Below are 24,219 nucleotides of genomic sequence, written 5' to 3' on the forward strand. Positions count from 1 at the left end.
GAGCTTTCCAGCCTGTGAGTCCTGCTTGTGCGAATTCCTGACTTCCTGACTTCCTGACTTCCTGTCTGCTGGTCGGTTGGCCTGAACCAGGCCCGTGCCGCGGTCAATAGGGCTTGTCTTCGATGGTTCGCCGGCCTTGCCCAAGCGCTGCTGGTGCCGTGCATGCGCGATGGCGAGATCCTTGGCGGTCATGGCTCGAAGCGGTAGCCGACGCCGTAGACCGATCTGATCCATTCTTCCCCGACGTTGCCGAGTTTGCGGCGCAGGTTCTTCACGTGGCTGTCGACGGTCCGGTCCGTGACGATACGGTGATCGTCGTAGAGCTGGTCCATCAACTGATCGCGCGAATAGACCCGGCCGGGCTGTGCCGCCAGGGTGCGCAGCAGGCGGAACTCGACCAGCGTGAGGCCGAGGTCGTGCCCGTGGAGGCTGGCCCGGCAGGCGCCAGCGTCGATCGACAGCCCTTGCGCCGATTCGGCGTTGCCGGGTACATGGCGGTGGCGCCGTAGCACGCTGTGCACGCGGGCGACGACTTCCCGCGGACTGAACGGCTTGCACACGTAGTCGTCGGCGCCCAGTTCGAGGCCGAGCAGGCGGTCGATCTCCTCGACCCGGGCCGTGACCATGATCACCGGCACGTCGGACAGCGTGCGCAGTTCGCGGCAGATGTCGATGCCGTCGCGGTTCGGCAGCATCAGGTCGAGGATCACCAGGTCGGGCTGCCGCTGCCGGAAGGCCGGCACGGCGTCGGCGCCATCGAAGACCTGCTGGCAACTGTAGCCGGCCGCCTGCAGGTAGTCGCGCAGCACCGCCGAGAGCCGTGGCTCGTCTTCCACGATAAGAATCCGTCCACCCGGCGCCGCGGCCTTCATGCGGCCTCCGGCAGATCGACCGTGATGCGCAGGCCGCCGAGCGGCGAGGCGTCGGCGCGGATGCTGCCGTCGTGCGCCTGCGCGATGTTGCGGCAGATCGCCAGGCCGAGGCCGCTGCCGCCGCTTTCGCGGTTGCGCGATGCCTCGGTGCGGTAGAAGCGCTCGAACAGGCGCGGCAGCTTGTCCGCGTCCACCGCCGGCGGGCTGTCGTCGAAGGTGACGAGGAAGCGGCCGTTGCGCCGTTCGCAGCCGACTTCGACGATGCCGCCGCGATCGGTGTAGCGCAGGGTATTCTCGAGCAGGTTGCCGAACAGCTGCTGCAGCCGCCGTTCGTCGCCGTGGACGGGGTACGCGCCAGGGGCCAGGCGCCGGCGCAGTTGCAGCCCGGCGCCGGCGAAGCGCGGTTCCAGCGTCGCCAGCATCGCCTCCAGCAGGGTCGCCAGGTCGATTGGCTCATGCCGGTAGGTGAGGGCGGCCACGTCGGTCAGCGACAGGTCGTGCAGATCGTCGATGAGCTTGTCGAGCTGGAGGATCTGCTGGCCCAGCGGCTGCAGCGACGCCGGCGCCATGGGCCGGATGCCGTCCTGGATCGCTTCGAGCTCGGCCCGCATCACGGCCAGCGGGGTGCGCAGCTCGTGCGAGATGTCGGCCATGAAATGGCGCCGCGTGCGCTCGTTGTGCTCCAGCGCCTGGGCCAACTGGTTGAAGTCGCGCGCCAGCCCGCCGAGTTCGTCGCGGCTGCCGGCATCCACCCGCATCGCGTAGTCGCCGGCCGCCAGGCGGTGCGTTGCCGAGGCCAGGCCGTGCACGCGGCGCAACAGTGTGCGCGACAGCAGCCAGGCGAGCAGGGCCGCCACGGCGACCGACAAGGTGCCGATCAGCCACCACATCTGCAACTGCGCTTCGTAGAAGCGCACGTCGCCGGCGGCGATGGCTTTCTGGAACGGCACCATCGCCATCCAGCCCACTGTCTCTCCATCGACGACGACCGCTCGCAGCAGCGACTCCCGGTCGGCACCAGGGTTGCCGACGACTTGGGTGTAGGTGCGATCGAGCAGCGCAAAGCGTGGCACGGCGCCGGTCTGGTCGGACACCGGCGGGCCGGTCAGCGCGCGTGCCGGATCGGGGCTGGGCCGCATCAGCGTGAACCAGGCCTCCAGGTCGCCGCGCAGGAAATCCCAGCCGCCATGCTGGCGATAGCTATCTTCCAGGCGCGGCAGCACCGTCTCCATGCGTTCCAGGCCCTGTTCGTTGAGATAGCCGAGAAAGCTGCGCTGGAAACTGATGTGCGCGGCGATGCCGTTGACCAGCAGCACGATGGCGCAGGACGCGAGCACGGCGAGGAACAGCTTGGCGGTAATGCCCAGTTTCATAGGGTAGGTGGTCGGAGTTGGGATGCGGGCATGTATTCGAGCACGGCGCCAGTTCGGGGAACAAGGAGGATTTGCGGCTGGAGCGAAACTCCATATTCGCTGCACATTCGTTCCCCAGCATGCCGGCCATTGTCCGTTTCCCGCGATTCAAAGGATATTGCGCATGCTGTCTCCGCTACCTCGTCCATTGTTCAGGCTCCGGGGTTTCCTGTGCCTGCCGGTGATGTTGCTGCTGGCCGCCTGTTCGCCCGATCCGGCAGCGCTTGCGCCGACGCCGGAAGTCGGGGTCTGGACGGTGCGCGCACAGCGGCTGGCGATGCACCAGACGCTGCCCGGACGCACGGTGGCCCACATGGTCTCGGACGTGCGACCGCAGGTCGGCGGTATCATCCAGCAGCGCCTGTTCGACGAAGGCCAGGATGTGGAGGCCGGGCAGCTCTTGTACCGGATCGACCCGGCGATCTACCAGGCTGCCTACGACAATGCCAAGGGTGCCCTGGCCCAGGCGCAGGCGGCGGTGCTGTCGGCGCGGCCCAAGGCGCAACGCTACGCCAACCTGGCCAAGCTGGACGCGGTGAGCCAGCAGGATCTCGAGGAGGCCGTCGCCACGTTGCGGCAGAACGAGGCGGCGGTGATGGTGGCGCAGGCCACGTTGCAGACGGCGAGGATCAACCTCGACTACACCCGCGTCAGCGCGCCGATCGGCGGACGCATCGGCGCATCCACCTACACGCCCGGCGCGCTGGTGACGGCCGGCCAGACCACGGCGCTGGCCACGATCCAGCAACTCGATCCCATCTATGTCGATGTCACCCAGTCCAGCGCCGAACTGCTGGCGCTGCGCAAGCAACTCGACAGCGGCGCGCTCACCTCGCTGGACGGCAAGGTGCCGGTACGGATCCAACTGGAGGACGACAGCCTCTACGAGCATAGCGGCACGCTGGAGTTCGTCGGCACCTCGGTGGATACCGGCACCGGCAATGTCGTGCTGCGCGCGCTGGTCCCCAACCCGGATCGCCTGTTGCTGCCGGGCGCCTACGTACGCGCCATCCTGCCAGTGGCGATCGACGACAAGGCGATCCTGGCGCCGCAGAGCGCGGTCGGCCGCAATACCAGGGGCGAGGCGACGGTCAGGCTGATCGGCGACGACGGCAGGCTCATCGAGCGCACGGTACGCACCAGTGGCGCACAGCAGGACCAATGGGTCATCACCGCCGGCCTGCAGGCCGGCGAGCAACTGGTGGTCGAAGGCGGCAGCAAGGTGCAGGTGGGCCAGGCGGTGAAGACGTACGCGGTGGCGGCTGCAGCGCCCGAGCACACCGACTCGACATCCCCGCCGACCGCGCAGGGGAACTGAGGGCACGCCATGTCACGCTTCTTTATCGACCGGCCCATCTTCGCCTGGGTCATCGCCATCGTCATCACCCTGAGCGGTACGCTAGCGGTGTTCACCCTGGCGGTGGAACAGTACCCGGACATCGCGCCGCCGACGATCTCGATCCGCGCCACCTACACCGGCGCCTCGGCGCAGACCGTGGAGAATTCGGTCACCCAGGTCATCGAACAGCAGATGACCGGGCTGGACAACCTGATGTACATGTCCGCCAGCAGCACGGCGGCCGGCAGTGCGCAGGTGCAACTGACGTTCAAGGCCGGTACCGATCCGGACGTGGCGCAGATGCAGGTGCAGAACAAGCTGCAGCAAGCCGAGTCGATGTTGCCCGACGCGGTCAAGAGCAGCGGCCTCACGGTGAGCAAGTCGGTGGGTGGCAGTTTCTTCGAGGTGCTCGCCTTCACCTCCGACGACGGTAGCCTGACTGGCACCGACATCGCCGACTTCATGGTGTCCACCATCCAGGACCCGATCAGCCGCGTCACCGGTGTTGGCCGGGTGCAGGTGATGGGCTCGCAGTATTCGATGCGCATCTGGCTCGATCCGGAGAAGCTGCGCACCTATTCGCTGATGCCCTCCGACGTGACGGCCGCGATCACCGCGCAGAACGCCGACGTGTCTTCGGGCCAGCTCGGCGCGCTGCCGGCGACACAGGGCCAGGCGCTGAACGCGACCATAAGTTCGCGCAGCCGGCTGCAGACGGCGGAACAGTTCAAGGCGATCGTCGTCAAGTCCGACGGCGGCGGCGCGGTGGTGCGTCTGTCCGATGTCGCCCGGGTCGAGCTGGGCAGCGAGGATTATGCGATGACCAGCATGTTCAATGGCAAGCCGGCCGCGGGCATCGGTATCGAGCTGGCCAGCGGCGCCAACGCCATGGAAGTGTCGGAGGCGGTGGGCGCCAGGCTCGTGGAACTGCAGCCCTACTTCCCCGAGGGCATCAGCTACCACGTGGCTTCCAGCACCACGCCGTTCGTGAAGATTTCCATCGAGGAGGTGGTCAAGACCCTGGTCGAAGCCGTCGTGCTGGTGCTGGCGATCATGTACCTGTTTTTGCAGAACTGGCGGGTGACGCTGATCCCTGCGATCGCCGTGCCGGTGGTGTTGATGGGCACTTTCGGTGTGCTGGCGCTGCTGGGCTACTCGATCAATACCCTGACCATGTTCGGTATGGTGCTGGCGATCGGCCTGCTGGTTGACGATGCGATTGTGGTGGTGGAGAACGTCGAGCGGGTGATGCGCGAGGAGGGCCTGTCGCCGCGCGAGGCCACGCGCAAGTCGATGGGCCAGATCACCGGCGCGCTGCTCGGCATCGCCCTGGTGTTGACAGCGGTGTTCCTGCCGATGGCGTTCTTCGGCGGTTCCACCGGGGTGATCTACCGCCAGTTCTCGGTGACCATCGCCTCGGCGATGATCCTCTCGGTGTTCGTGGCCATGACCCTGACGCCGGCGTTGTGCGCCACGTTGCTGACGCCGGTCGGGCAGGGCGGGCAGGTCACCCGGCGCGGCCCGCTCGGGCGCTTCTTCGCCGGGTTCAACCGCCGCTTCGACCAGGGGGCCGAGCGCTACCGGCACGGCGTGGCGCGGGTCGTCGGCCATCGCCGCACGGGTGTGGCGGTCTATGGGGTGCTGCTGGCGGCGCTGGGCCTGCTGTTCTGGTATCTGCCCAGCTCTTTCCTGCCTGAGGAGGACCAGGGCACGCTGATGGTGCAGGTGAAGATGCCGCCGGGTGCGACCAAGGAAAAGACCCTGCGGGTGATCTCCCAGGTCTCGGAGTACGTGCGCGGGCTGCCGGAAGTCGACAGCATCATGGCGGTCGCCGGTTTCAGCCAGGGCACCAGCGGCCAGAACGCCGGCATGGCCTTCATCCGGCTCAAGGACTGGAGCGAGCGCGAGGCCAGTGCCAGCGATATCGGCGGGCGTATCAGCGAGGCGCTGCTCGGGCGCTTTCCTGACGCGCAGATCTACGCCTTCGCGCCCTCGGGCATTCCGGGGTTGGGCCAGGCCACCGGCTTCACCCTGGAACTGCAGGATTTCGCCGGGGCCGGCCACGAGGCGTTGGTGGAGGCGCGCCAGAAGCTGCTGGCGCTGGCCGCGCAGGAGCCGTCGCTGAGTTCGGTGCGCTACTCCAGCCTGGAGGATGCGCCGACCTTCGACATCAGGATCGACGACGCCAAGGCCGGCGCGTTGAAGCTGGCCCAGAGCGATATCAACGCCACCCTGTCGACGGCGTTCGGGGCTACCTATGTCAACGACTTCGTCGACCGCGGCCGCATCAAGAAAGTCTATGTGCAGGGCCAGGAGCAGGCGCGGATGCTGCCGCAGGATGTCTATCGCTGGACGGTGCGCAACAGCGACGAGGCGATGGTGCCGTTCTCGGCCTTCGCCAGCAGCGGCTGGAGCTATGCCCCGGCCTCGCTGGCGCGTTTCAACGGTATCGCCGCCATGGAGATCAGCGGCCAGCCGGCCCAGGGCGTCAGCTCGGGCACGGCGATGGCGGAGATGGTCAGGCTGGTGCAGCAACTGCCGGGCGGCTTCGGCTATGCCTGGTCGGGCCTGTCCTACCAGGAGCAGCAGGCCGGGGCGCAGGCCCCGCTGTTGTACGCGGTGTCGCTGCTGTTCGTGTTCCTCTGCCTGGCGGCGCTGTACGAGAGTTGGTCGATCCCATTCTCGGTGATGCTGGCCGTGCCCATCGGTATCGTCGGCGCGCTGCTGCTGACCTCGTTGCGCGGGCTCAGCAACGACGTGTACTTCCAGGTGGGCCTGCTTGCCACGGTCGGCCTGGCGGCCAAGAACGGCATCCTCATCGTCGAGTTCGCCAAGGAGCTGGAGGAACGCGGCAAGCCGCTGCTCGACGCTGTGCTGGAGGCCGCGCGCCTGCGCCTGCGGCCGATCCTGATGACTTCGCTGGCGTTCCTGCTCGGCGTGCTGCCACTGGTGGTCAGCAGCGGCGCCGGCTCCGGCGGGCGCCACTCGCTGGGTACCGGCGTGTTCGGCGGGACCCTGGCCTCGACCGTGCTGGGCATCTTCTTCGTGCCGCTGTTCTACGTGATCGTGCGCAGCCTGTTTCCTGGCCGCAAGAGCCGGCGCGTCGTGCCAACGGAGGTGAGTGAATGACCAGGCAGAACGCCCCCCGTCGTTCCCCGCGCCCGGCCCGCCTGGCGCTGGCCGTTCTCTGCGCCGCCGGGTTGGCCGGCTGCGTCAGTATGGCACCGTCCTACGTACCGCCTGCCACACCGGTGCCGGCGCAGTTCCGCGAGGCCCCGCCGGCCAGCGCCGACGCGGCAGCGCTGGCGGAACTCGACTGGCGCCAGGTATTCCTCGACGAGCGTCTGCGCCAGGTGATCGTCCTGGCGCTGCAGAGCAACCGCGATTTGCGCGTGGCCGTGCTCAACATCGAGAAGGCGCGTGCGCAGTACCGCATCCAGAGCGCCGACCTGCTGCCGTCGGTGGACGCGACGGTCAGCCAGACGGCCGCACGCAGCGGTACGGACGCCAGCAGCACGGTAAGCCGCAGCGCTGCGGCCACGGTTGGCTTCAGCAACTGGGAACTGGACCTGTTCGGGCGCATCCGCAGCCTGCAGGACGAGGCCGCGCAGACCTTCCTGGCCACGGCCGAGACCCAGCGCAGCACACGCATGAGCCTGCTGGCCGAGGTCGCCAGCGACTGGCTGAGCGTGGGTGCCTACCGCCAGCGCGTGGCCCTGGCGCAGCAGACCCTGGAGAGCCAGCGCAGGACGCTGCAACTCACCGAGTTCCTGCATGGCGAAGGCGCGGCCTCCGGTGTCGACCTGGCTTCCATTCAGGGCAGCGTGGAAAGCGCGCGGGCCGACGTCGCCACCTATGCCACCGCGCTGGAGCAGGCGCGCCATGCGCTCGAGCTGGTCGTGGGTGCCCCCGTCCACGATAGCCTTCTGCCGGCTATCGACGATGCCGAGGCCGCCGTGGCGCTGGCGCCGCTGCCCGCCGATCTCTCCTCCCAGGTGCTGTTGCAGCGCCCCGACGTGCTGTCTGCCGAGTACGTGCTGAAAGCCGCCCATGCCGATATTGGCGCCGCGCGTGCGGCCTTCTTTCCGAGTATTTCGCTGACCACGACGCTGGGCGTCGGCAGCAGCGCCCTGTCGGATCTGTTCGATGCCGGTACGCGGAGCTGGTCGTTCATTCCCAGCATCAGCGTGCCGATTTTCCGGGCCGGTGCGCTCCAGGCCTCGCTGGACGTGGCGGAGCTCTCCGCCGATGTCGCCGTGGCCCAGTACGAGAAGGCGATCCAGACCGCCTTCGGCGAGGCGGCCGATGCCCTGGCCGTGCGCGCCCGCCTGGACGAGCGCCTGGATGCGCAGCGTGCCCTGGTCAGCGCTTCCCGGCGCGGCTATACCCTGGCCGATGCGCGCTACCGCAACGGGGTGGACAGCTCCCTCCAGGCCCTGACCGCGCAGCGCACGTTCTATAGCGCGCAGCAGGATCTGATCACCCTGCGCCTGAGCGAGGCCAGCAACCGTGTGACCCTGTATAAAGTGTTCGGCGGTGGTGCCGATGCCGGCGGATGAAGGCAGGGCGCCCCAAGACGGGATTGCCGATGGCCGGGATGCGCCGCGAAGGCCGTGGCGCCGGACAGCGGAAACGGCTGGAACAGCCTTGAGAAGCGAGGAGAACGAACATGTTATCGCGTAGGAATTTCCTGCTCATAAGCGCCACGACGCTGGTCGCGGTCGCTGTCCCTGCCTGCGCCCGCAACGGTGCCGGGCAGGCCAGGCAAGCCAGCGCCATCACCGAGGTCTTCGGCGATGGCATCCGCCTGACCGCGGTGGCGGTGGAGTACAGCGCGCCGGTCGAGGCTGCCACGCTGTCGACCGCGGCCTTCGAGGTCGAGGGGCGAACCCTGGTCGAGGTTTTCCCCAGCACCTCCACCGATCCGGCCGAGCGTGCCGAGTCGGGGCGTTTCGTCATCCTTGCCTTGTCGCCGGACGATGCCGATGCCTCCCTGGCCCAGCAGAAGGCGCGGGGCCAAGGCAATGGCACTGGCTCGCGCGATGGCGCTGGCGCTGGCGGCCCGGGCGGCCCCGGCGGCGGTCCCGGCAAGGCAGGCAGCCGCACCAGCGGCAGCCCGGTCTATCGTACGGCCGCCGCATCGCTGGTCCTGGCGAACGGCGAGAGACTGGCGACCAGCAGTGTGAAGAACCTGATCGTCGACGATTTCCAGCAATTGGAGTTCCACGACCCCGATACCGGTGACAGGCTCGAATACAACCTGTTCGTGCCCAGGGACTACGATCCGCAGCAGTCCTATCCGCTGGTGCTGTTCATGCATGATGCCGGCGCGACCGGCGACGACCCCTTCGCCACCCTGTTCCAGGGCCTGGGCGCGATCGCCTGGGCCAGCCCCGAGGACCAGGCCAGGCGCCCGTGCTTCGTGCTGGCGCCGCAGTTCGCCGAGATCATCGCCGACGACGACTCGCAGACCAGCAGCATGCTCGACACCACCATCGACCTGATCGAGGCGCTGGCGAACCAGTACAGCATCGACCGCAAGCGCCTCTACACCACCGGCCAGTCCGGCGGCTGCATGATGTCGATCGCGATGAACATCAAGTACCCGGAGTTTTTCGCCGCGTCCTTCCTGGTCGCCGGCCAGTGGGACCCGGCGCTGGTGAAGCCGCTGGCCCGGCAGAAGCTGTGGATACTGGTGTCGCAGGACGACGGCAAGGCCTATCCCGGGCAGAACGCCATCACCGAGGTGCTGGCGGCGGAAGGCGCGCGCATCAGCCGCGCCACCTGGGACGGCACCTGGAGCGCCGAGCAATATCGCGCCGCTTTCGAGAAGATCGACGCCGAGGGCAGCCCGATCAACTATGTGACCTTCGCCAAGGGCAGCGTAATCCCGCCGGGGGATTCGGGCGCTGGCGCCAGTGGGCACCGCAACACCTGGCGCATCGCCTACGGCATCGAGCCGATCCGCGAGTGGATCTTCCGGCAATAGGGGATTCGGGGGGGAAACCGGAAATGCGCGAGGCGGCAGGTATCGCCTCGGCTCTGGTGCCCGTACCCGGGCCGTGCTGGGCAAATCATTTCCGCGCACGGCCCCGAGGGGGAGGCCGCATATCGCCGACCGTACAGCCGCCATGCCCCGGTTTCAGTCGGATAAAAGCATTTTCAATAAAAAGAACGTTGCACAGGCCGACTCGACCCGTCGCTCTTCATGGGGGCCGATCCGATAAAGGTGACCGATGAATTGCCCTGTCTCGGTGATATCGCTGTCACCGAGAATCGAGGCGATCTGCCTGTGCGCTTGCCGGTACAGCCAATGCTGATCCGGCATGCATTCAAACAGCTCGAGCATGGCTACCGCCGAAATCACCTGTGCGGATAAATCCTTCTGCTGCGCTTGCTCCGCCGCTGGGGCCCGGTGGATGTCGCCCCAGCGCTCGGTCCAGTAGATACAGGCCTGCAGGGCCGAATGCCCATGGGTTTCCCCGTACAACCGAACCGCTGCGGCCAGGCCCAGCATGGCCCAGGCTTGCCCACGCGGCCAGGCGCCGGCCGGTTCCTGGTGCCTGTGGTCACAACCGTCCATGATGGCATTGGCCCGCCAGGCACCCTGTTCGGTCGCGAGGTGGCGCAGGCAGGTCTGCAGATGCTGGCGCGCCTGGGCGCGCCCTTGCGCACCGCCATGATGGTGCAGCAGCGCCAGCGTCGGGGCCAGGGCGTCGACATTGAGCGTGCGGGTGCCGTTCTCGCCGGCGCCCATGCCCGGGCCGAGCGTCCAGCAACCCCGTTCGGGGTCGAAGTCCGCAGAGATGGCCAGGGCCGCCTGGCTGGCGAGTCGCAGGGCCGCGAGGTCCTGCTTGAAAGCCTGATGGCCGATGGCCGCGCCGTACCAGAATACGAAGCTGCGGTTGATTGATGGTTCGAACAGCAGGGGTTGCAGGCGTGCCGACCAGTCTCCCGCCGTGGCATGGTCGTCGGATCTGCCTGAGTGGGTGGCGCGTAGCCACCATAGGCCGGCCCAGAAGCCTCCCAGCCAGGAGCCCCGCCTGGACAGCGTCCATTGTGTGGCGGTCGCAAGGCGGAACAAAGGGAAGCGATCGGCGCATTGTGCGGCAATCTCATCCATTCGCTCGAAGAGGGCGGGGAGGGTGGCCTGGTAGTGGTTCCTGTCCTGCACGGGCATCATCCCCGCTGGCGCATGCGAAATAGCAGCAGGCACAGCACGCCGCCGGTGATCAGGATGCCGATCAGGCTCGGCCAGGCGGCGGCGAAGCCATCGCTGTGGCCCAGCAGCCAGCCGAACGCCGGGGGCCCCAGGGCAAAGCCGGCGAAGAAGCCGACCGAGAGCATGCCTGCCGAGGTGGCGGCAGTACCGAAGCGCTCATCCCGCAGCAGCATGCTCATGGCGATCGCGTTGCTGGCGACCACGCTCGAACCCATCCCGATCACGCCCAGCCAGAGCGGCCAGTGCTGCTGCGCGTCGGCTTGCCGCATGATCGCCAGCGCTACGCTGGCGAGCACGAAGAGCATGCCCAGCAGCACACTTTCGTCCTTCAACCTGGCACCAATGGGGGTCAGCAGCACCCGGGAAAGCATGCCCATGACGCCGAAGCAGCCGACCATGGCGCCGATGGTCTGGGCCGATACCCCCAACTGGTCGGCATGCACCCCGAGGAAAGTCATGAATGAGGAAAGCGCCAGGCCGGCGCACAGTTGGATGGCCATCAGCAGCGCCAGCCAGGCATTGGGCGCGCTCACACGCAAGGAGCGGTATTGTGCCTGCGTCGCTCTGGCCGGTACCCAGCGGACCGCCAGTAGCGCCATGAGCAGTGCGATCGGTACCCATGTCGCCAGCGCACCACGCCAGCCCCAGGCCACTACCAGCGGCGGCAGCAGCACCCCCGCCAGCAATGCGGAAGCCTGTACCCCCGATTGCTTGAGCCCGACGATCGCCGCCTTGCGCGGCGCTGGAACGCCCTGGGCAATCGCCTGGTTGGTGGCCGGGTTGGCCAGCGACTGGGCAATACCGCAAAACAGCAGTGCCGTGACCAGCCCGCCGAAACCCGGCAGCAGCGCCATCAGTGAAAAGGACAGGCCGACCAGCAGGAACAGCCCCACCAGCCCCGCGCGTGTGCCCATGCGCTGCACCAGGGTACCGGCCCAGGGCGAGAGAATGGCGGCAAGCCCGAAGGTGCTGGTGGTCAGCCAGCCCAGTTGCTGGTGGGAAATGCCCAGCTCCGAGATCAGTCGCGGCCCCAGAATGCCGATGGCATAGAAGATCATCATCGGCATGCCCATGGCCATTACCAGCAACGTGGACAAGCCTGTCAGCGAGGGCCCGCGGTGGGTTTCGGCGTTCATTCCGCGGCCTTGGATACACGCAGGGAGGGATAGGCCGGATCGAAGCGTTCGCCAGGCCGTGTCGCCATCAGCAATTGCCGGCCGATGGTGCTGACCAGCGCATCGTCGGCCCCATCCAGGATGTGCGTGGTCCTGGCCCCGCGATAGATGCCCGCCAGCGCTGTCCAGTCGCTCAGGCCCTCTGCCCCCATGATCTGGATCGCATTGTCGGCGGCTTCGCTGACGGCATCCGAAGCCGCCAGTTTCGCCAGGTTGACCTCGATGCCGTTGGCGATGCCCGCGTCGAACTTGCCGGCGGCGTCCCGCACCAGGGCCCGTGCCGTGGCGATGCCGCGATGGACCCGGTAGACCCGGGCCCGCGCCAGTTGCTTGTCCGCCAGCCGCGCCAACTGGCCCTTGGGCGAATGAATGCGCTGGCACATCAGCTCGAAGCAGCGTTGCGCCTGGCCCAGCCAGTGCGCTGAGCGCAACAGGCGGCCCAATCCGAGCCGTTCCTGCATGAGCGCGATACCCTGGCCGGGCGCCCCGAGGACATGGTCCTGCGGTGCCTGCAGATCGTCGAAGGCCAGTTCGGCCTGGCCCTGCCAGCGCCCGAGCAGGGACAACGGGCGCACCACCCGGAAACCCGGGGCATCCGTCGGTACCACGATCATGGAAATGGCTTCCGCCACCGGCCCTTCGCCGCTACGGGCGACCACAGTGGCAAAATTGGCGACCTGGGAGCGGCAGATGAACCACTTGCGGCCATTGATATGCCAACGGCCATCGCGCAACTCGGCCCGGCAGGTCATCGTCGCGGGAATCGAGCCGATGCTTTCCGGTTCCGACATGGCATAGCTGGAAACGGCTTCACCGCGAACCAGCGGAGACAGGAAGCGTTCCCTGACCGCCGGGCTGGCATGGCGGTCGAGCATATGGGCGTCCAGCGTGGCATCGGCGCCGAGGATGCCGGGTGCGTATTCCGAGCGGCCTTCCTGTTCCGCCACATGCAGGTAGTCGGCCAGGCTGGCAATTCGTCCACCCAGCCGCATTGGATAGAAACTACCGAACACGCCCGCGGCACGGGCTTGTTGCGATAGCTCCCGCGCCAGCGCCCGGGCTTCATCGTTCTCCGCCGCCAGCCGGCTTTCGTGGGGCAGTATCCGTTCATCGACGAACTGGCGGACGCGTTGTGCCAGTTCCGTCACTGGCGATTCAGGGGCTGTGATTTCGCCCATTTGGATTATCTCCATGATGCCGTTGCCACTGCCGAGCGGGTCGGCAGTGGCAACGGCGGATGAACTCAGGATTCGAAGGTGGAGAGGTCTTCGCAGACTTCGCCGAGTGCCTGGATGAATCGATCGGCCTCCGCCAGCGACAACAGCAGCGGTGGCTGAATCCGCATGACGCGGCTGTTGTTGGCCGTGACGAAGGTCAGGATGCCGTGCTCCTGGGACAGCTTGGTCATGATGCGCAGTACGAACATGTCCGCCAGCGTGGATTCCAGCTCGCGCATGGCGGCTTCCAGGTGCGCGCGGGCCTTGCCGGGCATCATCCGGTAGGTGGCCGCGGCCTTGGCCGGCATGCGGCTGGTCATGTCGTGTACGAAGGCTTCGATGCCATCCGCGACATCGTTCTGGAACTCGATGGCGATCATCAGGCCTTGGCCGCGCACCTCCTTGATGAAGTAGTGCTTGCGGGCCAGTTCCTCCAGCCCTTGGCGCAGGTGCGCGCCGACCTGCACGGCGTTGCCGGCCAGGTCGGCCTGCTCGACCACATCCAGCGCAGCCATGGCGGCGGCGGCGGCCAGGTTGCCGCCGCCAAAGGTCGAGGTGTGCAGCGCGAAACGGTCGATATTGCCGTAGGCGCGCTGCCAGACCTCCTTCGAGGACAGCGTCGCGCCGATCGGCACCAGCCCGCCGGAAAGGGATTTGGACAGCACCATGATATCGGGAGAGACATCCTCCCACTGGCACGCGAACATCTTGCCGGTGCGCCCGAGCCCGGTCTGGATCTCATCGAGAATCCACAGGCAGCCATATTCGCTGCACAACTCGCGTACCGCCGAGAGATAACCGGCTGGCGGCAGGATGACGCCGCCTTCGCCCTGGATCGGTTCGACGATGAACGCCGCCACGTCGCCCCCGCGCAACCTGGCCCGCAGGGCGGGGATGTCGCCGAAAGGAATTTCCTCGCAGCGCGGCAGCAACGGTTCGAATGCCTCGCGGTGCTTCGCGCGCCCGGTCACGGACAGGGCGCCCAGGGTCTTGCCGTGATAGCCATTGCTGCAATAGAGCAGGGTGGGCTTGTCGCTGGCGGCCAGGGCCAGCTTCAGCGCCGCTTCCACGGCCTCGGTCCCCGAGTTGCTGAGGAATACCCGCTCCAGCCCGGCCGGCGCCAGCCCCGCCAGGCGTTTGGCCAGCAGGCTGGCATGCAGCGGCGCTGACAGGTACTGCACGAAGGTGGGGTGCTGCTGGTTGAGGTAGTGCTGCACACCGGCGGTTATGTCCGGATGGTTGTGGCCGGTATTGAGGCAGCCGTATCCGGCCACGAAATCCAGGTAGCGGCGGCCGTCCAGGTCGGTCAGCCAGCAGCCCTGGCCATGGCTGAAGACCCGTTCGACATGGTTGAACTCATAGAACTCGCGCAGGATGGGGTTGATGTGCAGGCCGAAGCAGCGCAGCACCTCCGCGCGCAGTTCCAGTGCGTCGGCATCCTGCACGTGGTTCACCGCGGGCGGCTTGCCGCCGTGGAAGCGGCGCAGTTCGTGGAAGCGCGCTTCGTTCACCGGTTCGCCGCGGCTGGCCATGGGGCGCGGCAGGAAGCCGTGCCGCGCGGCGATACGGCCGATCTCCAGGACCTTGTCGGCGGGCAGTTCGCGGCCGATCGAGAAGGGCTCGGCGCGCCCTTCCAGGGCCAGGATCATGGTCTCGGCCAGGCAACCGTTGATATTGCGCTTTGGCCCCAGGCCCAGTGCCATGGCGCCGAAGTCCACCGCTTCGCTGGCCGATACCAGCCCGCCGTCGATGACCAGGATATCGTCGCGCTTCTCCCAGCCGGGCTGCACGTCCTTCGGCAGCGCCGCATCCACCACCACGCTACCAGGGGCCAGCCGCCGCGGGTCGATGACGCCGCCGCTGGAGGTGGCGGCCACGAACAGGCGGACCTGCTGGTAGCAATCCTCCAGGCCGGCGTGCAACCTGACCTGTCCGTGAAACTCCGCTGGCAGGTAGGCCAGCAGGGTTTCAGCCTGCTGCTTGCCGCCGCGATGCACCAGCCGCAACCTGCAGCCCAGTGGCGCCAGCAGGCAAGCGAGGGCCAGGGCGATCGAGCCGGGATAGCCGAGTACCGCGATCTCGGCCCGTTCGGGGGGGATTTCCAGGGCTTCCAGGCTGTCCAGCAGGTTCACATAGGCGGCATAGGTGGTCAGCGAGTTGCCGGTCGTCACCGGGATCTGCGTGCGTTCGAGGGTCTGCAGGCCACGATTGCCGACGATGGAGGTGAAGCCGCCCAGCCCGACCAGCTCCGCTCCCTGCTGCTTGAGCGCATTGACGCCTTCGACGACGCGTTCGGCAATGCGCCGTGGCTGGTTCAACATCTGCTCGGCGGTCAGCGGCATGTACTGCAGGATGCCCTGGCATTGCGCGCCGCAGGCGCTGACGATACGGCTGAACTCGATGAACGGCACCAGGTTGCGCCGGCGCCAGCGCTCGGGGTCGTAGCCATAGGCCTGTTCCTCGAGCGTACGGCCGGCCATGTCGACCAGCTTGACCTGGTGCAGCAACTCTTTGGAAGTGGGATGGGCGATAAAACCGAATTTCATGATGTGCTCTCTCATTGAATATGCAGGCGGCTCCAGGACGCTTCCGAGATCAGGCTCAAGCCATCGCCCTCGGAGTTGTGCCCAAGCCAGACATCGAAAAAGTTGACGCGGCCCGGAGCCATCAACGCCTCGCCCAGTTGTTCCGGGCAGAAGTGCCGGAGTACGCGGCGCTGGACCGTCACACCGGCGGCGACGCGTTCGACGCTTTCATCCTTCCATTCCGTCAAGGGCACGTTGACCTGGTGGGAGCCATTCAGCGTGTGGCGTTTGTCCAGGTAGGTCTGGATCATCGACAGTACGCCGTTGCTCAGGTAGAAGACGCTGACATTGCCTCCGCGGCCAGCCACGCCACGGAGCGCGGAGCAGACCACGCGCTGCTCGACGTTGGGTACGATGGCGCGCGCGCCATCGCCGATGAACGCCAGCACATGGCGTTGGTTCTTCAGCGCGATATAGGGCAGCGACATCAGCCCGTCGCCCATCAGCGCCCGGCCATACCAGCCGGAGAAACCGGGATCGGTGCGCGCCACGTTGCGCAGCGCCGACAGACCGCAACGGCCGACGTCGTAGACGCCGGTATAGCGGTAGCCTCGTGTCTCGATCAGGTCCGCTACCAGCGTCCCCAATCGCTGGAAGAAGTAGTTGGGCGTCATCGGCAGTGTCTCGATCAGGTCGCTGGGCAAGGCCGCAGGCAGTTTGCGCAAGCGCTCGAGCCTTGCCCTGCGCCGCCGCAGCAGCGCGTCGTCGACCCGCAGCCGTGGTTCCAGGTAGTCGAGGAAGTCCGCCAGGCGCAAGTCCAGGGCCAGCCGGGTGAAGGGCGACAGGTGCGCCTGGTTGCGGTTGACCTGGGCAATGCGGAAATTGCGCTTGAGCTTGCCCTCGGAATAAGGCGTGGCGGATTGCTCCACCTTGCCCTTGAGGAAGAACAGCCAGGGCGCACCCTGTGCATCATCGTCCTGCATTTCCAGGAACTCATGGACCGCACGGTTGAAGCCGTACATGGAGAGCGGCCCGAGGTAATTCTCCACCGGCCGGCCTTCGTGGAAGGCCGGTACGCTGCCCGGATGGATGATGCTGTCCGCCAGGGCGATGCCGGCCTTTTCCGCCATGCGCAGGACCCGCTCCCGCTCGTCGTCGGTGAGCCGGCCGCAATGCCAGAGGACCCGCGCATCGTCGTGGTTGATCACGGCCACGGCCTGTTCCAGGCGTTCGTACTGGGCGGCGGAGAGGGCAGCCGGATGGACGGCCGGCGGGCGCGCCACGCTGGCATGGATTTCCCCGTGCGATTCCAGCACGTTCTGCGTGCCCAGCATGAAGGTCGGGGCGGGGCGCTCGTCGAGCGCCTGGAAGGCGCCTTGCAGGCAGGCGGGCATGTCGTCGGGAGTGCGCATGAATCCATGCCACAGGCCGCGCGCGGCGAGGACCGCATGGCCGTTGCCGTCGGCGTCCAGCGTACCCTGGAAGGGGTACCAGACGGTTTCCGGCGAGTCCGCGCAGACGATGATCCCGGGCGCTCCCGCGCGCTTGAGGTTGGCCAGCGTCCCGCGCGCCTCGTCGATCATGCCGGAGGTCATGGCGATCACGTAGGCGCGGCCATACAGTTGCCAGCCCGCCAGTGCGCTCACGGCCAGGGAATGTTCGTTGTTGCCGGTCAGGCAGCGGTTGTCCGTGCCCTGCAGCAACACCTTCATCGAGTCGATGAAGCTGGCCACCATGGAGCCGGTGTAGAAGTGGAAGTCCCAGCGATTGCCCCAGCGCTCGCTCATCTGCTGGTGGATATGCCGAGCCAGGGTCACCCGGCTGTCGGGCTTCTGCTTCGCCCGCACCAGCATGCGGTTGAAATGGGCATGCTCCAGATGGTCGAGGATCAGCCGGAGCAGGTCGGCCCGGCGTTGCCACGGATTGGCATGGGGCACTCGCACCAGGCGGTTGCCACCCAGTTGGCACATCCACTTGCCCAGTGCTTCCTCTTTGCACAGGAGCATGGCGGAACAAGGGGAGACGCGCGCTTGCGCATGCCCCTGGGTGAGGGACGTGAAAGGATCGTCCGTGCCGTCTGGCTCTTCGTGCCGCGTATCCAGCAGCACGCATTCGACCGGGGAGGAGGCCCGCCCGGCGATCGCCACGTCCTGGCGGGCGTCCGCGACCGAGTCGAAGCGCCGTAGCGCCAGGCCCAGCGCCGGGTCGCGGCGGAAAGAGCGCAGGTAGCGCCCCGCCTGCCCGAGCAACTGCCGATAAGGGAAGCATTCGCCATCCGGTGAAGTATCGAATGGCGTGCCCGGGTTGCCATCGAGCAAATCGTTCACGCCGCCCAGTACCGCTTGCAGATCCCTGGTCAACTCCTCGTCCTGGCTGACCAGGCAAACGCCGATCGTTCGTTTCTCTCGCTGCATATGCCATTGCATCCTTTCTGGCTGGTTACTGGTGACGATGTTCTGCCCTGGTAGGCAACCGTCCTTGTCTTGCTACCTGTACACCGTTACCCGTGCAGCTCTTTCACAAACGCCACGTCAGCCGCAGGCCAGCCTCGCGCGGCGGGCTGTAGACCGTGACGAACCCGTTCTGATAGCCCACCGCGTCATAGCGTTGGTCGGTCGCATTGTCGGCGTAGGCCGCGATTTCCCATTGGCCACGCTGGTATCCGGCCACCAGGTTGAGCAGGCCGTAACCGTTGCGCTTGTACTGGTTGGCCGCATCCAGGTAGACCTTGCCGCTGCCGGTCACGCTGGCTTGTGCGTACCAGCCTTGCGGCGCGTCGTAGCGGATGCCGATATGCCCGGTCAGATCGGGGGCGAATGGATTGTGCTTGCCATGGTAGTCAGTGGTACCGTCTTGGAAGCGATCGAAACGCGTATGGTTCCAGGCCAATCCGCCTTTGAGCTGCCATCCGTCGCCCAGCAGGTAGTCGATGTCCAGTTCGAGCCCCCTGGAGGTGGCGGTCGCGGCACTGGTGATATACATCATGCCGACACTGGGCATCTGCATGACCTGCATGTCGTCGATGTCCATGAAATAGGCGGCCAGTGAGTAGCGTATGCGCTTGTCGAGTAGCCAGCCCTTGAGGCCGCTTTCGTACGACCAGAGCTTCTCCGAGTCGTAGGGCAGGTAGCCCAGCGTCGGGGCCAGCACGTTGAAGCCGCCGCTGCGCACGCCCCGGCTGGCGCTCAGGTACCACTGATGATCGGGGGCGAGCTGGTATTGCAATGCCAGTTTGGGCGATACGTGGGTCCAACCCTTGTCCTGACGGACGGCTCCGCGCGGGCGCAATTCCACTTCGTTGCGCTCGATACGCGCGCCAGCGGCCAGGGACCAGCCGGCCGACAGCGGGACGTTCCAGTGTGTGAACAGGGCCGCGGTATGGTTTTCCTGGTCCGCACGCATGTCCGACAGCCCCATCATGGTCTTGCTGGTGCTGTGCAGATCGTTATCGCTGTGATCGGCATAGACGCCAGCCAGCCAATCGGCTTCCCCGAGCTGTCCTTCCAGCCGCAGTTCCTGGGACAGGGTGCGCAGGTGATGATCGCGCCCGACCTGCAGGACATCCGCGGGCAGGAAGTCGGTGTCCTGGCGAATGCGGTCCTTGAAGTCGTTCCAGGCCGTCACCGAATGCAGCGTCAGGCCGGAAGCGAATTCATGCCGGGCATTCAGGGACAGGGTCTGCCCCTTGGAACGATTCCAGCCCTGGGTTCCGGACGCGACCCGTGTTCTCGGTGAGCTGGGGGCGCCCCAGAGGGCCGCGCCATCATCGTATTCCTGATGCGCGTAGCGCATCACCAGGTCGGTTGCCGCCCCTGGTGTCCAGCGCAGGCCCAGGTTGAGATTGCGCTGCTCGCGATCATCCTCCTTTTTCCCGGTATGGGTATTGTCGATGAAACCGTCCTGGCTCGACCAGTTGCCCGATACGCTGGCATATAGCTGCTCTTCCACCACGGGTTGGCTGAGCGCGAAGCGCATGACGCGCTTGTCGCGGCTGCCCGCTTGCGCGGACACGCTGGCCCTTGGCGTGGCATCCAGCGGCAGGCTGTGGATGGCGATCACGCCGGCTTCGGCATTGCGCCCATACAGCGTGGATTGTGGGCCGCGCATGACTTCGATGCGATCCAGATCCAGCATGCCATGTTCGAAGCCCTGCGCCGTCAGTGTGGGCACGCCATCGACAAGCAGTAGCGTGGAGGTGGAAAAACTGTTGAAGTTGGCCGTCAGCCCGCGCATGACGGGCGAGTTCATGCCTGCCTGCCCGAACGGCTGGAACGACAGGCCGGGAATGCGTCCTTCCAGTTGTTCCATGCCGGTGATCCCGGATTGTTCGGTGTCCCAGCCATCGATCACCGCCACGCTGGCGGGCACTTTTTCCAATGGTCGCTCGATCTTCTCCGAGGTGACGGTGATCGCCGGCAGCGACTGGAGTTCGTCCTGCGTTTCCAGCCCATCCGCTGCCCGGGCCGCCTGTGCCGCGTACGGCAGGGCGGAGAGCAGGACCGAGGCCAGCAGGGTCAGTTGGCCGACAGCGAGCGTTCCCCGGCGGGGGGTGTTTCCAGGTGACTTCTTCATATGCGCCTCATTGAGCGGTGGTCGGGTGCTGTTCATTGCCCTGTCGCGGCGGCTTCGACACCCAGCTCGCTGACTTCCTCGGCCAGTGCCTGTTTGTCGATCTTGCCGGCCGGGGTCAGCGGCAGACTGCGGTAGAAACGCAGGTATTCGGGCAGCTTGTTCACCTCCAGCCCCTGTTCGCGCAGGAAGTCGGTGATTTCCTTCAGGGAAAACTTCGGCGCACCTTCGCGCAGGGTGACGCACAGGCACACCCGCTGCCCCAGGTCGGCGTCGGCGACCGGGACGCAAGCCACCGTGACCACGTCGGCATGGGCCATGACCAGTCCTTCGATCTGCACCGGGCTGATATTGGCGCCACCGCGGATGATGATGTCCTTCTTGCGCCCGGCCAGTACCAGGTAGCCCTTGTCGTCGATGAAGCCCAGGTCGCCGGTCCTGACCCAGCCCTGCGGGTTGCGGTAACGCTCGTCCAGTTCCGGCGCATTGACGTACTGCATCGGGCTCAACGGGCCGCGGGCGGTGATTTCGCCAACCTCGCCGGGCGCCACTTCGCGGTTGTCTTCGCCCACCAGGCGAATCTCGCAAACAGCCGGATTGGGCTTGCCGACGCTGCTCAGCACCACCTCGATGGGGTCGTCCAGGGTGTTGTGGCAGTTCACGCCATCGGCCGAGCCGTAGAGGCTGATAAAGCCGCAGCCAAAGGCATCGCGGCATTTGCGCACGGTGGCTTCGTCGATCAGCGAGCCGCCGACGATCAGGCCGCGCAGGCTGGATTTGTCGATGCTCCGCAGCTCCGCGGCGGCGGCGATACGCTGCAGCATGGTCGGTACACCGAGGATGAAGCTCGGGCGCAACGCCGCGATCGCCTTGATGGCTTCGGCCACGTCGAACTTGGGCAGTACCACCAGTGAGCCGCCGAGCCAGCACAGCACGCCGAAGGTGGCGGTGGAGCCGAACGACGATCCCAGCGGGATCAGGTACATGCCGCGGAATTCCTCATCCGCTGGCGCGATGCGTTGCAGGAAGCGGCCACGCCCACCGACCAGGGCATTGTGCGAGTAGGCCACCAGCTTTGGCTCGGACTCGGTACCGGAAGACACCAGCAGGCGCACCGGCGAGTCCGGGCACACCTGGGGCAGGCTGGCGATCTCCAGCGGTTCGGCGCTCAGCAGCGTATCGAGTGTGACCCAGCCCGCGCGGGGTTTGCCCTGGACGATCAGCAGGCGCATGGACAGCAGCGTTGGGCGCAGGGACTCGATGACCTCGCACAGGTCGATGCCCGCATACTCCTCGGGAACGATCACCGCCCGGGCATCGCAGCGGCGCACCAGCGACTGGATATCCAGCTTGCCACGCCCCGGCGGGAAGGGTGCGACGATGGCGCCGAGTGCCGCCACGGCCAGGTCGATGGCGCAGCACAGCCAATGGTTGGTCAACTGGTAGGCCACCACGTCACCCGCGACAATGCCTGCGTCACGCAGGCTGTGTGCCAGGCGCAGGGCGGAATCGAGCAGTTCGCCGTAGGTCACGCTGCCTTGTGGCGAGAGCACGGCCTTCCTGTCCGGGTGCGCCTTGGCCTTGGCGGCGAACAGCGTGAATACCGGCTGGTTCGGGTAGGTGCCGTCCTGCGCCCAGCGCTTGCGTTCTTCGGCAGGAACCAGATCGATGATGCCGGCGTTGTTCATAGGAAGCTCCAGGGGGAATTGACGGAGGAATAAGCCTTGTGATCCAGGCAGCCGGCGATGCGGGCGTCGCGGGCGAGCTGGGCAAGGTCTTCGACGACCACGCAGGCACCGATGCCCTGTGCGTTCAGGGCGCTTTCCCAATGCGCGGCCGGGTGCGTGAGCAGGTGCTGCCTCAGTTGTTCGAGGTGGTTGCCGAGCGGGGCCGGGATGTCCAGCAGCATGGCCAGGGCGCGTTGTTGCTCCGGGTGTTGGCAGTCGATGGCGATCAGCCCGGATTGCGTCGGATACACGTCGGACAGGCCGTTCGCCGGAGTTGGAGGGCTGCTGCGCAGCAGCAGATCGGCGGCCCCCAGCAACGAACTCTCGACATGGGTACCACTGCCCGTGACCGTGCGGTCGAGCAGAGCGGCCGTCACGCCCAGTGTCGCGAGTACTCCGCCCAGCACATCCAGTACGGTGAACAGCGAACCGCCGTGGGTGCCGCAGCTCGTCGCGATGGCGTCGGCCACACCCGACCAGGCCTGGACCGTGAAGTCGGTCCCGGGTGCGTTGACTGGCGCTGGTCCCCAGCCACCGGCATAGGCGTAGACCAGTTGTGGCTGAACCCTGTGCAGATGCTCGGCATCCAGCCGCATTTCCCGGGCCTTGCCGGGGGCCCAGTTATGCAGGAACACATCCGCTTCGCGGACCAGTTGATGGATCGCCTGACGCCCCTGGGCGGATTTGATATCGACTTCCTGGATGCTCTTGAGCTGGTTCAAGGCATCGAAGCGTACCGAGCAGCCTTCCGCGCAGGGCGGCATGGCGCGCAGCGGATCGCCGCCCGGTGGCTCCAGGCGAATGACTTCGGCACCCAGCAGTGCCAGCAGGTGCCCGGCCAGCGGCCCCTGGATACGCCGGCAGGACTCGACGACGCGCAAGCCCTGTAGCGGCAGTCGTGTCGGCGCCGGGGTGACGTGGGGTGTTCCGCTGGCGGAGGAACGTTCGAAATTCCAGGGCGTTCCGCGGCTCTGCTGGTAGTCCGCATCCGCCTGGCGTTGTGCAAGCGTGCGCAGCGGCACGACCGCGACGCCGGCCTGTGCCGCCAGGTGGAGGATCTGTGTGTAAGGCAAGCGTGCCAGTGCCTGCAGGCAAGCGGCGGGCAGCGGCGAGATGGCCCTGGCATAGCGCAGCAGGAAGCTTTTCCAGGCCGTTCCGGCCAGTTCCGGGGCAATGCCGGCGGACGTCCAGAAGTGCCGCCAGGGCGTACTGTCGAGGGTTTCCAGTTCGAAGGTGATGCCGTCGGCGGAGCGGAATGGCGGCCTCGAGCGCGCATCGCAGCCGCCGGGCAGGAACTGCTCGCGATCTTCCGCCGCGGTGGCGCCTGCCAGGTACTGGCCGATGCTGAGCAACCCGCATTCCAGTGGCGATACCCGCACCTGCTGGAAGGCACCCCCGCGCAATTGCCCGACGGCGGCGGCCAGCGTGGCCTGCAACGTCATGGCGGCGGTCAGGGTAGCAAGGTAGTTCAGCCCCAGCGCCTGTGCCTTGCCGCTTGCCCGGCCATGTACGGACATGATGCCGCTGGCCGCCTGCAACAGTGTTTCTGACAACTGCTCCGTCGGCAGCCAGGCGCCAGGGGAAACGTAATGGCCCTGGATGGCCGAGATTGCCGGATGCCGCAATACGAATGCCGCGCTGCCCATTTCCTCGGCGGGATGACCGGAAGGTTGCCGGATGCCCAGCAACCTGGCCTGTTCCATCAGGCAAAGCGACAAGGCATTCCAGTTCGGCGGGCTCGGTGTACCCGAATGCAGCAGGGAGAATTCGTTCAAGAGGGTCGGCATGTTCAGAACCAAGAGACAAAAGCGTTGCATCCAGCCCTGGCCTTGATGCGCCAGGTCATTCCTTGATAAGTGTCCTGGCCTGCGGATCAGCCACCTGCCACCGCCGGTAGTACGGTCAGGCTGTCTCCGGCCTTGATCGGCGTGTCGAGCCCATCGGCGAAGCGGATGTCGTCTTCGTTGACGTAGATATTCACGAAACGATGTACCCGGTCATCGCTGATAAGCCTGGCCTTGATGCCCGGGAAACGGCTTTCGAGGTTGTCGATGGCCTCGGCCACCGAGTTGCCCTCGACGGAGACGTTCTTTTCCCCATGGGTCAGCGGGCGCAGCAAGGTGGGAACAATCACTGAAATCGACATGTGGAACTCCTTTTG

16 protein-coding genes are annotated in these 24,219 nt (G+C 66.5%); 4 read left to right on the forward strand and 12 right to left on the reverse strand.

Features of this window, described 5'->3' with window-relative positions:
* From DNJ95_RS19350 to baeS, 3 genes are all read right to left on the reverse strand, one after another.
* Positions 1-192: hypothetical protein (locus tag DNJ95_RS19350; protein ID WP_220445718.1), on the reverse strand; the 192-nt coding region annotated here is incomplete at its 3' end.
* Positions 189-872, reverse strand: a complete 684-nt coding sequence (locus DNJ95_RS13005) for a response regulator (protein ID WP_131185162.1) — start codon at positions 870-872, stop codon at positions 189-191. The genes DNJ95_RS19350 and DNJ95_RS13005, both read right to left, overlap by 4 nt.
* Positions 869-2,245 carry a sensor histidine kinase efflux regulator BaeS gene (gene baeS, locus DNJ95_RS13010; protein WP_131185163.1) on the reverse strand — a complete coding sequence of 459 codons (1,377 nt, stop codon included), beginning with the start codon at positions 2,243-2,245 and terminating at the stop codon, positions 869-871. Before baeS ends, DNJ95_RS13005 begins: the two co-directional genes overlap by 4 nt.
* Before the next feature lie 163 nt (positions 2,246-2,408).
* Between baeS and DNJ95_RS13015 the strand changes: the two genes are divergently transcribed.
* The 4 genes from DNJ95_RS13015 (at position 2,409) to DNJ95_RS13030 (ending at position 9,612) form a co-directional block, all read left to right on the forward strand.
* The gene (locus tag DNJ95_RS13015) at positions 2,409-3,602 is read left to right on the forward strand and encodes an efflux RND transporter periplasmic adaptor subunit (protein ID WP_131185164.1); all 1,194 of its coding nucleotides are present in this window, start codon (positions 2,409-2,411) and stop codon (positions 3,600-3,602) included.
* A gap of 9 nt (positions 3,603-3,611) precedes the next feature.
* The gene (locus DNJ95_RS13020; protein ID WP_131185165.1) at positions 3,612-6,752 is read left to right on the forward strand and encodes an efflux RND transporter permease subunit; all 3,141 of its coding nucleotides are present in this window, start codon (positions 3,612-3,614) and stop codon (positions 6,750-6,752) included.
* Positions 6,749-8,182: an efflux transporter outer membrane subunit gene (locus DNJ95_RS13025; RefSeq protein WP_131185166.1), complete on the forward strand. Its 1,434-nt coding sequence runs from the start codon at positions 6,749-6,751 to the stop codon at positions 8,180-8,182. Before DNJ95_RS13020 ends, DNJ95_RS13025 begins: the two co-directional genes overlap by 4 nt.
* A 110-nt stretch (positions 8,183-8,292) precedes the next feature.
* Entirely contained in the window at positions 8,293-9,612 is a 1,320-nt protein-coding gene (locus DNJ95_RS13030; RefSeq protein ID WP_131185167.1) for a carboxylesterase family protein, read from the forward strand.
* Between the two features lie 153 nt (positions 9,613-9,765).
* Here DNJ95_RS13030 and DNJ95_RS13035 read toward each other — a convergent pair whose 3' ends face one another.
* The 9 genes from DNJ95_RS13035 to DNJ95_RS13075 form a co-directional block, all read right to left on the reverse strand.
* Positions 9,766-10,803 carry a glucuronyl hydrolase gene (locus tag DNJ95_RS13035; protein ID WP_131185217.1) on the reverse strand — a complete coding sequence of 346 codons (1,038 nt, stop codon included), beginning with the start codon at positions 10,801-10,803 and terminating at the stop codon, positions 9,766-9,768.
* Complete coding sequence (locus DNJ95_RS13040; RefSeq protein WP_131185168.1) at positions 10,803-11,981, reverse strand: MFS transporter; 1,179 nt, start codon at positions 11,979-11,981, stop codon at positions 10,803-10,805. The genes DNJ95_RS13035 and DNJ95_RS13040 overlap by 1 nt, the downstream gene beginning before the upstream one ends.
* On the reverse strand, positions 11,978-13,198 hold the full coding sequence (locus tag DNJ95_RS13045; protein ID WP_131185169.1) for an acyl-CoA dehydrogenase family protein: 1,221 nt from the start codon (positions 13,196-13,198) through the stop codon (positions 11,978-11,980). Before DNJ95_RS13045 ends, DNJ95_RS13040 begins: the two co-directional genes overlap by 4 nt.
* Before the next feature lie 65 nt (positions 13,199-13,263).
* Positions 13,264-15,783 (reverse strand): prodigiosin MAP biosynthesis aminotransferase PigE, encoded by a 2,520-nt coding sequence (pigE, locus tag DNJ95_RS13050; RefSeq protein WP_131185170.1) that lies wholly within the window; start codon positions 15,781-15,783, stop codon positions 13,264-13,266.
* Positions 15,784-15,794: 11 nt separating this feature from the next.
* Positions 15,795-18,176 (reverse strand): decarboxylase, encoded by a 2,382-nt coding sequence (locus tag DNJ95_RS13055; RefSeq protein ID WP_131185171.1) that lies wholly within the window; start codon positions 18,174-18,176, stop codon positions 15,795-15,797.
* A gap of 103 nt (positions 18,177-18,279) precedes the next feature.
* Complete coding sequence (locus DNJ95_RS13060; protein ID WP_131185172.1) at positions 18,280-20,334, reverse strand: TonB-dependent receptor; 2,055 nt, start codon at positions 20,332-20,334, stop codon at positions 18,280-18,282.
* A gap of 32 nt (positions 20,335-20,366) precedes the next feature.
* Positions 20,367-22,019 carry a class I adenylate-forming enzyme family protein gene (locus tag DNJ95_RS13065; RefSeq protein ID WP_131185173.1) on the reverse strand — a complete coding sequence of 551 codons (1,653 nt, stop codon included), beginning with the start codon at positions 22,017-22,019 and terminating at the stop codon, positions 20,367-20,369.
* A complete protein-coding gene (locus DNJ95_RS13070) occupies positions 22,016-23,845 on the reverse strand; it encodes a CoA transferase (protein ID WP_131185174.1) in 1,830 nt (609 codons plus the stop codon). Before DNJ95_RS13070 ends, DNJ95_RS13065 begins: the two co-directional genes overlap by 4 nt.
* Positions 23,846-23,931: 86 nt before the next feature.
* Positions 23,932-24,204 carry a MoaD/ThiS family protein gene (locus tag DNJ95_RS13075; RefSeq protein WP_131185175.1) on the reverse strand — a complete coding sequence of 91 codons (273 nt, stop codon included), beginning with the start codon at positions 24,202-24,204 and terminating at the stop codon, positions 23,932-23,934.
* Positions 24,205-24,219: the final 15 nt, after the last annotated feature.

Source organism: Stutzerimonas kirkiae, assembly GCF_004327335.1.
Taxonomy (GTDB): domain Bacteria; phylum Pseudomonadota; class Gammaproteobacteria; order Pseudomonadales; family Pseudomonadaceae; genus Stutzerimonas; species Stutzerimonas kirkiae.

Coding starts and splice junctions, on each gene's coding strand:
- DNJ95_RS13005 (WP_131185162.1), bottom strand. CDS start 872: ATGAAGGCCGCGGCGCCGGGTGGACGGATTCTTATCGTGGAAGACGAG.
- baeS (WP_131185163.1), bottom strand. CDS start 2,245: ATGAAACTGGGCATTACCGCCAAGCTGTTCCTCGCCGTGCTCGCGTCC.
- DNJ95_RS13015 (WP_131185164.1), top strand. CDS start 2,409: ATGCTGTCTCCGCTACCTCGTCCATTGTTCAGGCTCCGGGGTTTCCTG.
- DNJ95_RS13020 (WP_131185165.1), top strand. CDS start 3,612: ATGTCACGCTTCTTTATCGACCGGCCCATCTTCGCCTGGGTCATCGCC.
- DNJ95_RS13025 (WP_131185166.1), top strand. CDS start 6,749: ATGACCAGGCAGAACGCCCCCCGTCGTTCCCCGCGCCCGGCCCGCCTG.
- DNJ95_RS13030 (WP_131185167.1), top strand. CDS start 8,293: ATGTTATCGCGTAGGAATTTCCTGCTCATAAGCGCCACGACGCTGGTC.
- DNJ95_RS13035 (WP_131185217.1), bottom strand. CDS start 10,803: ATGCCCGTGCAGGACAGGAACCACTACCAGGCCACCCTCCCCGCCCTC.
- DNJ95_RS13040 (WP_131185168.1), bottom strand. CDS start 11,981: ATGAACGCCGAAACCCACCGCGGGCCCTCGCTGACAGGCTTGTCCACG.
- DNJ95_RS13045 (WP_131185169.1), bottom strand. CDS start 13,198: ATGGGCGAAATCACAGCCCCTGAATCGCCAGTGACGGAACTGGCACAA.
- pigE (WP_131185170.1), bottom strand. CDS start 15,783: ATGAAATTCGGTTTTATCGCCCATCCCACTTCCAAAGAGTTGCTGCAC.
- DNJ95_RS13055 (WP_131185171.1), bottom strand. CDS start 18,176: ATGCAGCGAGAGAAACGAACGATCGGCGTTTGCCTGGTCAGCCAGGAC.
- DNJ95_RS13060 (WP_131185172.1), bottom strand. CDS start 20,334: ATGAAGAAGTCACCTGGAAACACCCCCCGCCGGGGAACGCTCGCTGTC.
- DNJ95_RS13065 (WP_131185173.1), bottom strand. CDS start 22,019: ATGAACAACGCCGGCATCATCGATCTGGTTCCTGCCGAAGAACGCAAG.
- DNJ95_RS13070 (WP_131185174.1), bottom strand. CDS start 23,845: ATGCCGACCCTCTTGAACGAATTCTCCCTGCTGCATTCGGGTACACCG.
- DNJ95_RS13075 (WP_131185175.1), bottom strand. CDS start 24,204: ATGTCGATTTCAGTGATTGTTCCCACCTTGCTGCGCCCGCTGACCCAT.